A 12,143-nucleotide genomic window follows, 5' to 3' on the forward strand; every position below is an offset into this window, starting at 1 on the left:
GAGTGACCATGGCGCGCCTTCTGATCCTTGTTCTTGGCTTCCTGCTTGCGGGATGCAGCACGCCGTCCGGCACACCCTCGGGCGATGTTGCCGGTCTGACCCGCGCCATTCAGAACCTCGGCCCCGATGTCGATCCGCAGGAAGCCGCCCGCGCGGCACGAATCGCTCATGACTATGCGCTGCAGCTGAGGGCCGAGTATCGGGTCACCGATCCGGCGATCATTCACAACGCCAAGGTCATCAACGGTTTTCGCGAACGCGGGCTGTGCAATGACTGGGCCGAGGATATCCTGAAGCGGCTGCGGCAAGAGAACTTCCGCACGCTGGACCTGCACTGGATCACCTCGCCGCCGACCCCGTTCCGCATCATCCACCACTCCGCCGCGATCAGCGCCAAGGGCGGCGGGCCCTATGACGCGATCGTGCTGGACGGTTGGCGCAACGGGGGTGACCTGTTCTGGGCGCCGGTGCGCGAGGACACGCGCTACAACTGGCGTCCACGGATGGAGGTGCGCACCGAACTGCTGGCGCAATGACGCCAAGTCGGGATAGAAAGCCCTCATGCTGCGCCTGAGCCTGATCCTGCCCGCCCTTGCCCTGTTGCAATGTGATCGCGACGAAAGCGTCGCCGCCTATGGCGCAGCCGACCGCACCTGGGTGCTGCAGGAGGTGAACGGCCAGTCCTATGACGCGAGCGCCTTGCTGCGCTTTCCCGAAGAAGGCAAGATTGCCGGCAACGCGCCCTGCAACAGCTACTCGGGCACATTGAGCGCGCCCTATCCGTGGTTCGAAATCGCCGACCTGACCGCCACCCGCGCCGCTTGCGCCGGGCTTGAGGCCGAAGGGTTCTATTTCGCCGCGCTGCTGGCGATGACGCAGTCCGAGGTGTCGGGCGACGTGCTGATCCTGCGCAACGAGGACGGGCACGAGATGGTGTTCAAAGCCGCCGAGTGAACTGATCGACAAAGCGGGCGCGGGCTTCGGGCAGCGGCGTGTGACCCAGCGATGGCGCCACGCGATGCGCCAGGAAATAGCCGGTTGTGCGCAGCCCGGCGGCGACCTCGTCATCCGGGGCGGCCCCCTGCCCACGCAACACCGGCGGCAGAGGCAACAGCCGTTCGGCCCAATCCCCGGCGCCTTCGGCACTGACCGCCCGACCTGTCTTGGGTGAGACATAGGCCAGCCCCTCGGTCGTGCCGGTCACGGCGCAGCGGGTCAGGTCCAGCCCAAAGCCCAACTCTTCAAGCAGGGCCAGTTCCCAGCGCAGATAGGCCAGCGGCCAGATCTCATCCTGGCCCAGCAGATCCATCAGCTGTTCCGTCTGCCGGTAGAGGCCGGGGTGTGGTTCGCGTTCGGGCAGGCAGAAGGACAGCAGCGCCACGACCACGTTCAGCCCTGACAACGCCAACCGCCCCGAAAACGCCGCCGCCGCGCGCGAGCGCAGCGGCTCGACCTGGAAGGTGCCGATATGTTCCTGCAATCGCGCCCGCCATAGCACGTCCAACTGCGCGCCGGGTTGCAGGATGGGCGCAATCTTGCGGCTGGCACCCCCGCGCACCACGCCCGCATGGCGGCCATGGGTTTCGGTGAACACCTCGATGATGGCCGCAGTTTCGCCGTGGCGGCGGGTGGTCAGAAGAATGCCATGGTCGCGCCAGTCCATGCGGGGCCTTTGGTTTGCCTTGAGGTCGCGTCGAACCGTGACGGTACGGCGCGGCGCAAAAAGAAGCAAATTCAATCGAAGAACTCCAACTGACGCGCCGGAATTGTGGACTTGAATTCGCAGCGGCATTACCCGGAACGGGCAGCCACGAGGCCAGACATGACCGACGCAACCTTTCCCAGCATTTCCCCCGCCTTCCGCCGCGCGGATATGGCGGTGCATTCGCTGGGGCTGGCGTTGATCTTGGGCGCGGGCGGCACGCTGCTGTCAAAAGCGATGGCCCATCTGCAAGGTGCGCTGGTGGCTGCGGTCTTGGTCTATGTGGCGTGCGCGCTGGCGTCGAACATGGCGTCCTGGGCCTATCACTTTCTGCCGCTGCACGAGCGGCGGACGCTGCTGCGGCGCATCGACCACGCGGCGATCTATCCCAGCATCGCCGGCACCTTCACGCCGTTCTTCGTTCTGGCTGGCACGCCCTGGACGATGGGTCTGCTGGTGGTGTGCTGGGCTCTGACGGCGGTGGCGGTCTGGAACAAGACAACCAATGAAACCGTGAAATCGCGCTGGTCGACCGCGTCCTACCTAGGACTGGGAGCGCTGGGGCTGCTGGCCCTGCCCGACCTGCGGAGCGTACCCGTAGCGACACTTTGGTGCATTCTGGCCGGGTCGGGCTGCTATGTAGTCGGAACCGCGTTCTATGCCCGCAAGACGCTGCCCTACCGCTATGCGATCTGGCACGTCTGGGTGAACCTGGGCGGGGTCGCCATGTTCGCGGGCGTCTGGCTGGCACTGTCGCCCCTGTGGGTGCCCGGAGCATCCTGACGGGCGCGGAAAGGCCCGATCAGGAATAAGCGTTTTTCAGCGCAGATCCCACTGATAGAAAGCACTCGGAACGGGGAACTAAAACGGGATCTACCGCCATGGACTGGCCGAATGACCTTCTACGCGACATCTTCAATGACCCGGACACCCCCAACAAGATCAGAAAACGCATCCGCCGCGAATTGAAACCCACCGAGGTCGACTATCGCGGGTGCCGGATGCGCATTCATCCCGCCGACAACAACACGGAATTTCAGATCTGGCGCATGGGGCGCACCCAGGAAGAACGTGCTTTGCGGCATATTCTGAAAGACCTGCCCAAAGACCGCCCGATCGTGGCCTATGACGTTGGCGCCAATGCCGGGGCTCACACCCTGCGCCTGGCAGCGGTCGCGGCACCCGGATCAGTGATCCATGCATTCGAACCCAACCCTGTCATGCGGGCGCGGCTGGAAGAAAACATCCACCTGAACGCATTTGACTGCATCCGGGTCCATGATTGCGCGATTTCGGACAATAGCGGCGAGATGGAGCTGTTTGTGCCAGCGCAGGGAAACCTGGGGCTGGCCAGACTGGGCGAACCGATGCGCGGTGCCAAAGGCATATCGGTTCAGGTGCGGACGCTGACCGAGTTTCTGCCATCCGACCCGGATACGCCGATCGACCTGGTCAAGGTGGATGTCGAGGGCCAGGAAGACCGGGTGCTTGCCCCGCTGATCACCGAAGCTTCGGCCACCCAGAAACCCAAATCGATCTTCTTCGAACTCCAGCACGAACGCTTCTGGTCGGTCGATATTGCGGGTCTTTTGGAGCAAAACGGATATGAATTGCGCGGTAAATTCGGGCGCAACGCGCTGTATCGGCTGACCTGAAAGGTCCAGATCTCAGTCCAGCCCCTCTTCGTTCAACAGGTGCCGGCCCTGCCGGTCTTCGACCTCGATCACCCAGAGGTCGGGGTCAAAGCTGCGCTGACGGGCAATGGCCTCGTCCACCTCGGCCTCGGGGCCTTTGGCGAGTTCGATCCATTTGCGCGCGCCGCTGAGCAGGTCGAAGCTGCGCTGAAAGGCGATGGCATTTCCGTCGAGCGTGTTGAGCTTGACCAGAACCGCGCCGGCGGTGTCGTCGCCATGCGCCACGACAAAGGCCGGGATCTCGTGCAGGCGCAGCCGGGCCAGATAGGCGTGGACCCAGAACTCGGCCGTCAGGCGGGTCATGCGTTGCCGTCTTTGAAATCCAGCCCCATTTCCGAGTAGCGCTCGGCCTCTTCCAGCCAGTTGGGCCGGACCTTCACCTGCAGGAACAGGTGGACCTTGCGATCAAGAAATTCCTCCAACTCGGCCCGGGCGGCCTGGCTGACGGCCTTGATCGTCTCGCCGCGCTTGCCCAGCACGATGCCCTTGTGGCCGTCGCGCATGACATAGATCACCTGGTCGATCTTGGCCGAACCATCCTTGCGCTCTTCCCAGTTCTCGGTCTCGACCGTCAGCTGATAGGGCAGCTCCTGGTGCAGGCGCAGGGTCAGCTTCTCGCGCGTGATCTCGGCCGCGATCATGCGCAGCGGCAGATCGGCGATCTGGTCTTCGGGATAAAGCCAGGGGCCTTCGGGCAGATGCTGGGCCAGCCAGGCACGCAGGTCCTCGACGCCGTGGCCCTTCTCGGCCGAGATCATGAAGGTTTCGGCAAAGGAGAAGCGGTCATTCAGGTCGCGAGTCAGGGACAGCAGCGCGGGGGCTTCGACCCGGTCGATCTTGTTGATCGCCAGCGCCACCTTACGGCCCTGCGCGATCTCGGACAGGCCATCCAGGATGCGCTCGACGCCTTCGGTGATACCGCGATGCGCTTCGACCATCAGCACGATGATGTCGGCATCGGCCGCCCCGCCCCAGGCCGCCGCGACCATCGCGCGGTCAAGCCGGCGGCGGGGTTTGAACAGACCCGGCGTGTCGACGAAGACCAGTTGCGCATCACCCTCCATCGCAACGCCGCGGATACGGGCGCGCGTGGTCTGCACCTTGTGCGTCACGATAGAGACCTTGGCCCCGACCATGCGGTTCAGAAGGGTGGATTTGCCTGCGTTGGGCTCTCCGATCAGGGCGATGAATCCGGCGCGTGTCGTCATGGTGTCGTTGGTCCTGGTTGCAAGTCTGTTTCCCTAGCGCAGAACGGCGTCGGGGGCCAGCCCTGGACTGCGTCGTGAGCCGGGGGGCCAGCCCCCGGGCCCCCCGGGATATTTTCAGCCAGATGAAGGCGGGCCGATTACTTGGGCAGACTGTCCAGCAAGGCACGTGCGGCGGCCTGTTCGGCCTGACGCTTGGAGGGCGCAGTGGCCTGAGCCTCGGGGCCGGATTCCAGCCGGGCGGCGATGGTGAAGACCGGAGCGTGATCAGGCCCTGTGCGCGACAGCTCGACATAGCTGGGCGGTTTCTGACCGCGGGCCTGGGCCCATTCCTGAAGCGCGGTCTTGGCGTCGCGGGCATCAGCCTTAACCGTATGGATCCGATCTCCCCAGAGCTTGAGGATCACGTCACGTGCAGCCTCGAACCCGGCATCGCGATAGACGGCGGCAATCACCGCCTCCATCGCGTCGCCCAGCAACGCCTGTTTGCGGCGGCCGCCCGACATCATCTCGGACCGCCCCAGCTTCAGCACTGCGCCCAGGTCGATCTGACGGGCGACCTCGGCACAGGTCTCCTTTCGCACAAGCGCGTTGAACCGCGGCGCCAACTGGCCTTCGGTGGCGGTCTTGTCGGCCTCGAGCAGTGCGCTGGCCATCACCAGGCCTAAGACCCGGTCACCGAGGAATTCGAGCCGCTGGTTGTCAGGCCGTGTGGCCGAAGAGACCGACCCGTGCGTCAGCGCCCGCACCAGCAGTTCGGGATTGGCGAACTGGTGCCCGAGGCGTTTCTGGAACGCCTTCATGTCAGCCGACAGCTTCAATGGATTGCCTTGAAGAACCTGTCGCCCCGCCAGGTCCAGAAGAACAGCATCGACCGGCCCGCAGACGAGAACATGATGCGATCGGCGCGACCGATCAGGTTTTCATAAGGCACGTAACCTACCCCGCCAGCCGATTGCGGCAGGCGCGAGTCGGCCGAGTTGTCGCGGTTGTCACCCATGAAGAAATAGTGGCCCTCGGGTACGAGGTAGATACCGGTGTTGTCCGATCCCTGGTTGCCGATGTTCAGGATTTCGTGCTGAACGCCGTTGGGCAGGGTTTCGATGAAGCGTGACTTCTCGCAGGTGCCGCCGACACCGACCGGGCCGTTTTCGCAGCGCGGGCGCAGGCGCTGCGGGCCTTGCGGCTCGGCGATCTCGGTGAAAGTGCCGTCGGGGGTCTGCTTGACCTCGACCCCGTTGATGTAGACCACCCCACCGCGCACCTGGATGCGGTCGCCCGGCAGGCCGATCAGCCGTTTGATGTAGTCGCGGCCGGTGACCGGGTGGCGGAACACGATCACATCGCCGCGTTCCGGCTCTCCGCCCAGCAGACGGGTGTTGTCTCCGCCCATCCAGCCGCAGATGTCTTCGGCATCGATGTTGAGTCCGACACTGGGGATGATCAGGCTGGGGCACGAGGCGTAGGAGTAGCCATAGGCCATCTTGTTGACGAACAGGAAGTCGCCGATCAGCAGCGTGGGTTTCATCGATCCCGACGGAATCCAGAAAGGCTGAAAGAACAGAGTGCGGAAAACGCCCGCGATCAGCAGGGCATAGACGATGGTCTTGATCGTCTCCCAGATGGCGTTTCCGGATTTGGCTTGCTCGGCCATACTGCTCTCCAGTCCTTGCGTCGTTGGGGCTACATGCGGGGCGATCGAGGCCAAGTCAAGGCCGCGTCCGAATCGGCCACGGGGCGGGCCTCGATCACAACGAAAGCCTGGGCCCAGGGGTGGTCATCAGTCAGGGTGACGTGGATGATGGCCTCGTGCCCATCGGGCGTCATCTCGCGCAGCCGCTCAGCCGCCCAGCCGGTGACGTGCATCACGGGTTGCCCGGTGTGCAGGTTGGTCACGGCCATGTCCTTCCAGGCGATGCCCATGCGCAAGCCGGTGCCCAGCGCCTTGGAGCAGGCCTCTTTCGCGGCCCAGCGCTTGGCATAGGTGCCGGCGGTGTCGGCGCGCCGCTCGGCCTTGCGCTGCTCGGTCTCGGTGAAGACACGGTTGCGGAACCGGTCGCCGAACCGGTCAAGCGTGCCCTGGATACGGTCGATATTCGCCAGATCGGTGCCGATGCCGAGGATCATGTCAGGCGTCGACCTTTCCTGAATGCGACGGCGCTCGCGCCTCGTCCATCAGGCGGCGCATTTCATGGATGGCCGGACCCAGACCGCGGAAGATGGCCTCACCGATCAGGAAATGGCCGATGTTGAGTTCGCGCAGTTCGGGGAAGGCTGCCACGGGCTGCACCGTGTCATAGGTCAGACCGTGGCCGGCGTGTACTTCGAGCCCCAGCGCATGAGCAAAGGCGGACATCTCACGCAGCGCGTCCAGTTCTCGTCGCGCGTCGTCCATCCGGCCTTCGGCATGGGCGTCGCAATAGGCGCCAGTGTGCAGCTCGATCACCTGCGCGCCGATGCGGTGGGCGGCCTCGATCTGCTTGCGGTCGGCGGCGATGAAGATAGATACGCGGCAGCCCGCGTCACGCAGCGGCGCGATGAAGTGGGCAAGACGATTTTCCTCGCGCGCGACTTCCAACCCGCCCTCTGTGGTGCGTTCCTCGCGCTTTTCGGGGACGATGCAGACCGCGTGCGGCTTGTGGCGCAGGGCAATCGCCTGCATCTCGGGGGTGGCAGCCATTTCAAAGTTCAGCGGCACAGACAGCACCTGCATCAAGCCTTCGATGTCGGCGTCGGAAATGTGGCGGCGGTCTTCGCGCAGATGCGCGGTGATGCCATCGGCACCGGCCTCTTCGGCCAGTTTGGCCGCGCGCAGCGGGTCGGGATATGCCCCGCCGCGCGCGTTGCGCACGGTGGCCACGTGGTCGATGTTCACGCCCAGACGCAGGTGAGTGTCAGACATCTTTCGATTCCTTTCTGGTCGCCCGCGCCGAGCGTAGAGGGTTTGTTTGCGAAACGGCAGGGGCTGCTTCGGCGCGGCGTTTGATTTCCTCGAACTTGGCTTTGATCTTGGCCCGGCGGCGCTGTTGATAGGTGCGGATCAGCGGCAGGCTGATATAGCCGCAGATCACTCCGGCCACGATACCCGGGATGATACCGCCGATCATGTAAGGGTAGAATACGCCGTCATAGAACTGCGCCCAGCCATGCCAGTCGGCGACGCGGTCGGTGAACAGAGCCACGAAATTGTTCTTCAGATCCCCAAGCGCATCGGCGAATTTGCGCATCAGCCCCTGGGTGTCGCCCTCATCATATTTTGTGCCCAGCAGGAAATGCCCGGTCTGCAGGCAGATCACCCCGATCGGCACATAGGTCAGCGGGTTGCCGAAAAACGTGCCGCTGAGCGCGGCCAGAATGTTGCCGTTGATCAGCCGGGCCAGCACCGCAGCCACCACAAAATGCAACCCGTAGAACGGCGTGAACGAGGCGAACACTCCGGCGCCAATGCCGCGCGCGATACGCTCGGGCGTATCGGGCAGACGCCGGACGCGGTGTTTGACATAGTGAAAGGCCCGGGTCCAACCGCCGCGCGGATAAACGAACTCCGAGGCGGCCTGAAGAGCAGAGCGGCGATCACGGCGCTTGAATACCACTCCTGCGTGTCCCCTCTCAGCTTGCTGCGACCGCAGCGTCCCGCGTGTTTCGATACCGTTCGACCGCCGCGACATCGCTTTCGGCCTCGAGCATCAGCATCAGCGAATGCAGCTGTTGCAGGTCGCGCACCTCGACACTGAGTAAAAGGCGGTAAAAATCCGGTTTGCGGTCCACGAATTCCAAGTTCGAGATATTGGCCTTTTTCTCGCCGATCAATGTGCAAATACGCCCCAGCACCCCGGCATCGTTGCCGATGGTCAGATCCAGCGTGGCGCCGTACGCCGCCGGGTGCGTACCCGAATGCCAGTGCAGATCAACCCAGCGCTGCGGCTGGTCTTCGAATTCGGTCAGGCGACCGCAGTCGATGGCATGCACCACTACACCTTTCCCGCGCGAAGTGATGCCCACGATCCTTTCCCCCGGAAGCGGCTGACAACAGGGCGCACGCTCGAATTTCTGGCCCGGTTCCAGGCCAATCACCGCGCGGCGCAGCGGGATCGCCTCGCCCTCATCCTTGGTCAGTTCGGGATAGACCACGGCGACCACGTCATGGGCTGTCAGTTCGGCACTGCCGACCCGGGCCAGCAACTCGTCGCTGTCCTTGATCCGCAGCTGCTTGGCAGCGGTCTCCAGCGCCTTGTCGGTCGCCTTGCGGCCCACGTGCTCGAACCCCGCGCGCACCAATTCGCGGCCCAGCTTGATGAATCTTTCGCGGTCGACCTCGCGCAGGGCGCGGCGGATGGCGGTGCGGGCCTTGCCGGTCACGGCAATCTCAAGCCATGTCACCTGCGGCGTCTGGCCGTCTGCGGTGATGATGTCGACCGATTGGCCGTTCTTGAGCCGGGTCCACAGCGGCACCCGGATGCCGTCGACCTTGGCCCCCACGCAGGCATGGCCGATGCGGGTGTGGATCGCATAGGCGAAATCGATCGGCGTTGCCCCACGCGGCAACTTGACCACATCGCCCTTGGGCGTGAAGCAGAACACCTGGTCGGAATACATCTCGAGCTTGACCGCTTCGAGAAAATCCTCGTGGTCTTCCTCGGCGTTGAACTGTTCGGTCAGGCTCGCGATCCACTTGGCAGGGTCCACCGCAAAGGGGTTCTCGGTCCGTACCCCGTCCCGGTAGGACCAATGCGCCGCCACACCGGACTCGGCAACATCGTGCATCTGCCGGGTTCGGATCTGCACCTCGACCCGCTTGCCGTCACGCCCGGAAACGGTCGTGTGGATCGAGCGATAGCCGTTCGATTTGGGCTGACTGATGTAATCCTTGAACCGCCCCGGCACCGCACGCCAGCGTTGATGGATCGCGCCCAGCGCGCGATAGCAGTCTTCCTCGGTCTGGGTGATGATGCGGAAGCCATAGATGTCGGACAGGCGCGAGAAGCCCTGATCCTTTTCCTGCATCTTGCGCCAGATCGAATAGGGTTTCTTGGCGCGGCCGAACACCTCGGCCTCGATCCCCGCTTTCTCCAACTCACGTCGCATGTCCCCGGTGATGCGGTGGATCACGTCACCGGTTTCGCGCTGCAGCGTGATGAAACGACGGATGATCGACTGGCGGCCTTCGGGGTTGAGGACACGGAAGGCCAGATCCTCAAGCTCTTCACGCATCCACTGCATGCCCATCCGGCCGGCCAGAGGCGCGAAGATGTCCATCGTCTCGCGCGCTTTCTGCACCTGCTTTTCAGGGCGCATCGCCTTGATCGTGCGCATATTGTGCAGACGGTCGGCCAGCTTGACCAGAATGACCCGCAGGTCCTTGGACATGGCCATGAACAGCTTGCGAAAATTCTCGGCCTGCTTGGTTTCGCGGCTGGAAAGCTGGAGATTGGTCAGCTTGGTGACACCGTCGACCAGCATCGCCACCTCGTCACCGAACAACTCGGCGATCTTGGAGTAGCTCGCCTTGGTGTCCTCGATCGTGTCGTGCAGCAGCGCCGTGATGATGGTCGCATCGTCCAAACGCTGTTCGGTCAGAATGGCCGCCACCGCGACTGGGTGCGAGAAATAGGGCTCGCCCGAGTGCCGGAACTGGCCTTCGTGCATCTTCTTGCCAAACTCGTAGGCCCGGATGATGCGATCGGAATTTGTCTTGGGGTTGTAGTTGCGGACCAGCGCAACCAGGTCTTCAGCTGAAATCATCCGGTCCGCACCTTCGTGTTTAGGGCTTACCCCTGGCCCTGAGCCTCCATCAGGGCGCGCAGGAGTTTTTCTTCCGACATGTCGTCATCTGCGGGCTTGTCCGATTCGGCCCCCATCAGCAACGCCATCTGATCCTCTTCAGGCTCGTCGACCTCGATCTGGGTCTGGTTGGCCTCTATCAGACGCTCGCGCAGTTCGTCCGAGGTCTGGGTTTCCTCGGCAATCTCGCGCAGGGCTACGACCGGGTTTTTGTCGTTGTCGCGGTCGATCGTGATCGGCGCGCCGGCGGAAATTTCGCGCGCGCGGTGGGCAGCGAGCATCACCAGTTCGAACCGGTTCGGAACCTTGTCTACGCAATCTTCGACCGTCACGCGGGCCATGAGGCGCTCTCCACTAATGAATCCATGTCAGGAAGACGCTTATCTAAGCGCGAATCCCCGCCATGACAAGCGGGAAATGCCCTTTTTCACGCGGCATCGAGCGGCGTGACCGCGGCGACATCGTCCGGCGGCAGGCGTTCGATCATTTCATTAACCGTCAGGCCCAGCACCGGGTGCCGCCAGCCCGGCGCCACCTCCGCCATCGGAACCAGAACGAAGGCGCGGTCCTGCAGGCGCGGATGCGGTAGGATCAACTGCTCGGGAGCCGCCTCTCGCTGCCGGTCGGGCGGCAGGTTCAGCCAATGGTCGAACGCGGCCGCATCGGGCAGAACGCGATCGCCCCAGCAGACGAGGTCCAGGTCAAGTGTGCGCATCCCCCAGCGCTGCTGGCGGGCACGGCCGAAATCGGCCTCGACCCTGTGCAGAAGGGTCAGAACCTCCTGCGGGGCCGCCTCGGTCTCGACCAGCGCGGCGGCATTGACATAGTCCGGTCCGGCGCCCGCCGGAAAACACGGGGTCGAAAAGAACCGGCTGACAGCGCGAATCACCAAGCCCTCACCGGCCAACGCGTCGACAGCCCTGCGAAGTGTCACCTTGGGTTCATATGATCTCAGTTTGAGATTTGCCCCCAGCGCGATGACCGCTTTTGACGTGGAGTTGACCATAAATAACCCTATGTTCAGACCTGAGCGCACTTGCGATATATGCGGAATCTCTTATTTTAAAGTGGCCGGCGCGTGATTTCTCATCACTCACTCACTTACACCACCGCGCGCTGGTCAATACCGGAAGGACGATTTTATGTTTTACAAGGACGAACGGCTGGCGCTGTTCATCGACGGCTCGAATCTGTACGCCGCCGCGAAAGCCCTGGGATTTGATATTGATTACAAGTTGCTGCGTCAGGAGTTCATGCGTCGCGGGAAGCTTCTGAGGGCCTTTTACTACACAGCGCTGCTGGAAAACGACGAATATTCGCCGATCCGCCCCTTGGTCGACTGGCTGAACTACAACGGTTTCACCATGGTGACCAAACCGGCCAAGGAATACACCGACAGCATGGGGCGCCGTAAGGTCAAGGGGAACATGGATATCGAACTGACAGTCGATGCCATGGAACTGGCGCCACGGGTGGATCATATCGTGCTGTTCTCGGGCGATGGGGATTTCCGCCCGCTGATTGCCAGCCTGCAACGTCAGGGCGTGCGCGTGTCGGTGGTTTCGACCATCCGCAGCCAGCCGCCGATGATCTCGGACGAACTGCGGCGCCAAGCCGACAACTTCATCGAACTGGACGATCTGCGCGACGTGATCGGGCGCCCGCCGCGCGAGGCGTCGGACGAGCCGCGCAATGTGGCGGTGGCAGGGAAGTAACGTCTCTCACGGCCCACACCTGCGGATCAATGGCGCGGCCGGGACG

General features: G+C 63.4%; 16 protein-coding genes. 5 read left to right on the plus strand and 11 right to left on the minus strand.

Translation table 11 applies throughout. The features are described 5' to 3' along the window. Window positions 1-8 precede the first annotated feature (8 nt). Together AC2FM3_RS04145 and AC2FM3_RS04150 are read left to right on the plus strand one after the other, a co-directional pair. Window positions 9-536 carry a hypothetical protein gene (locus AC2FM3_RS04145; RefSeq protein WP_496679268.1) on the plus strand — a complete coding sequence of 176 codons (528 nt, stop codon included), beginning with the start codon at window positions 9-11 and terminating at the stop codon, window positions 534-536. 25 nt (window positions 537-561) lie between these two features. After that, the gene (locus AC2FM3_RS04150) at window positions 562-954 is read left to right on the plus strand and encodes an META domain-containing protein (protein WP_496679269.1); all 393 of its coding nucleotides are present in this window, start codon (window positions 562-564) and stop codon (window positions 952-954) included. Here the strand turns inward: AC2FM3_RS04150 and recO are convergent. Continuing rightward, window positions 938-1,663, minus strand: a complete 726-nt coding sequence (gene recO, locus AC2FM3_RS04155; protein ID WP_496679272.1) for a DNA repair protein RecO — start codon at window positions 1,661-1,663, stop codon at window positions 938-940. The genes AC2FM3_RS04150 and recO overlap by 17 nt on opposite strands. A gap of 159 nt (window positions 1,664-1,822) precedes the next feature. On the opposite strand from recO, the gene trhA reads away from it, so the two are divergent. Both trhA and AC2FM3_RS04165 read left to right on the plus strand, forming a co-directional pair. Continuing rightward, window positions 1,823-2,485, plus strand: coding sequence for a PAQR family membrane homeostasis protein TrhA (trhA, locus tag AC2FM3_RS04160; RefSeq protein WP_496679275.1), 663 nt, complete (start codon window positions 1,823-1,825; stop codon window positions 2,483-2,485). A gap of 98 nt (window positions 2,486-2,583) precedes the next feature. Next, on the plus strand, window positions 2,584-3,357 hold the full coding sequence (locus tag AC2FM3_RS04165; RefSeq protein WP_496679276.1) for an FkbM family methyltransferase: 774 nt from the start codon (window positions 2,584-2,586) through the stop codon (window positions 3,355-3,357). Between the two features lie 12 nt (window positions 3,358-3,369). Here the strand turns inward: AC2FM3_RS04165 and AC2FM3_RS04170 are convergent, their stop codons facing one another. The 10 genes from AC2FM3_RS04170 to folK form a co-directional block, all read right to left on the minus strand. Then, the gene (locus tag AC2FM3_RS04170) at window positions 3,370-3,699 is read right to left on the minus strand and encodes a DUF1491 family protein (RefSeq protein ID WP_170448889.1); all 330 of its coding nucleotides are present in this window, start codon (window positions 3,697-3,699) and stop codon (window positions 3,370-3,372) included. Beyond that, window positions 3,696-4,604, minus strand: a complete 909-nt coding sequence (gene era / locus AC2FM3_RS04175; RefSeq protein WP_496679278.1) for a GTPase Era — start codon at window positions 4,602-4,604, stop codon at window positions 3,696-3,698. The genes AC2FM3_RS04170 and era overlap by 4 nt, the downstream gene beginning before the upstream one ends. Window positions 4,605-4,741: 137 nt before the next feature. Further along, window positions 4,742-5,422 (minus strand): ribonuclease III, encoded by a 681-nt coding sequence (gene rnc / locus AC2FM3_RS04180; RefSeq protein ID WP_496679279.1) that lies wholly within the window; start codon window positions 5,420-5,422, stop codon window positions 4,742-4,744. Next, a complete protein-coding gene (lepB, locus tag AC2FM3_RS04185) occupies window positions 5,419-6,255 on the minus strand; it encodes a signal peptidase I (RefSeq protein ID WP_496679280.1) in 837 nt (278 codons plus the stop codon). The genes rnc and lepB overlap by 4 nt, the downstream gene beginning before the upstream one ends. 29 nt (window positions 6,256-6,284) lie before the next feature. Further along, complete coding sequence (gene acpS / locus AC2FM3_RS04190; protein WP_496679283.1) at window positions 6,285-6,728, minus strand: holo-ACP synthase; 444 nt, start codon at window positions 6,726-6,728, stop codon at window positions 6,285-6,287. A gap of 1 nt (window position 6,729) precedes the next feature. Beyond that, complete coding sequence (locus AC2FM3_RS04195) at window positions 6,730-7,503, minus strand: pyridoxine 5'-phosphate synthase (protein WP_496679286.1); 774 nt, start codon at window positions 7,501-7,503, stop codon at window positions 6,730-6,732. Continuing rightward, window positions 7,496-8,194: a DUF2062 domain-containing protein gene (locus tag AC2FM3_RS04200; RefSeq protein WP_496679288.1), complete on the minus strand. Its 699-nt coding sequence runs from the start codon at window positions 8,192-8,194 to the stop codon at window positions 7,496-7,498. Before AC2FM3_RS04200 ends, AC2FM3_RS04195 begins: the two co-directional genes overlap by 8 nt. Window positions 8,195-8,210: 16 nt before the next feature. Next, window positions 8,211-10,343, minus strand: a complete 2,133-nt coding sequence (locus tag AC2FM3_RS04205) for a RelA/SpoT family protein (protein ID WP_496679289.1) — start codon at window positions 10,341-10,343, stop codon at window positions 8,211-8,213. Window positions 10,344-10,369: 26 nt separating this feature from the next. After that, window positions 10,370-10,723: a DNA-directed RNA polymerase subunit omega gene (gene rpoZ, locus AC2FM3_RS04210; RefSeq protein ID WP_496679290.1), complete on the minus strand. Its 354-nt coding sequence runs from the start codon at window positions 10,721-10,723 to the stop codon at window positions 10,370-10,372. Between the two features lie 86 nt (window positions 10,724-10,809). Beyond that, window positions 10,810-11,388 (minus strand): 2-amino-4-hydroxy-6-hydroxymethyldihydropteridine diphosphokinase, encoded by a 579-nt coding sequence (gene folK, locus AC2FM3_RS04215; RefSeq protein WP_496679292.1) that lies wholly within the window; start codon window positions 11,386-11,388, stop codon window positions 10,810-10,812. A 136-nt stretch (window positions 11,389-11,524) separates the two neighbouring features. Between folK and AC2FM3_RS04220 the strand changes: the two genes are divergently transcribed. Beyond that, window positions 11,525-12,097 carry a LabA-like NYN domain-containing protein gene (locus tag AC2FM3_RS04220; protein WP_496679293.1) on the plus strand — a complete coding sequence of 191 codons (573 nt, stop codon included), beginning with the start codon at window positions 11,525-11,527 and terminating at the stop codon, window positions 12,095-12,097. The last annotated feature ends 46 nt before the right edge of the window (window positions 12,098-12,143 follow it).

The organism is Ruegeria sp. BHSB172, from assembly GCF_059613165.1.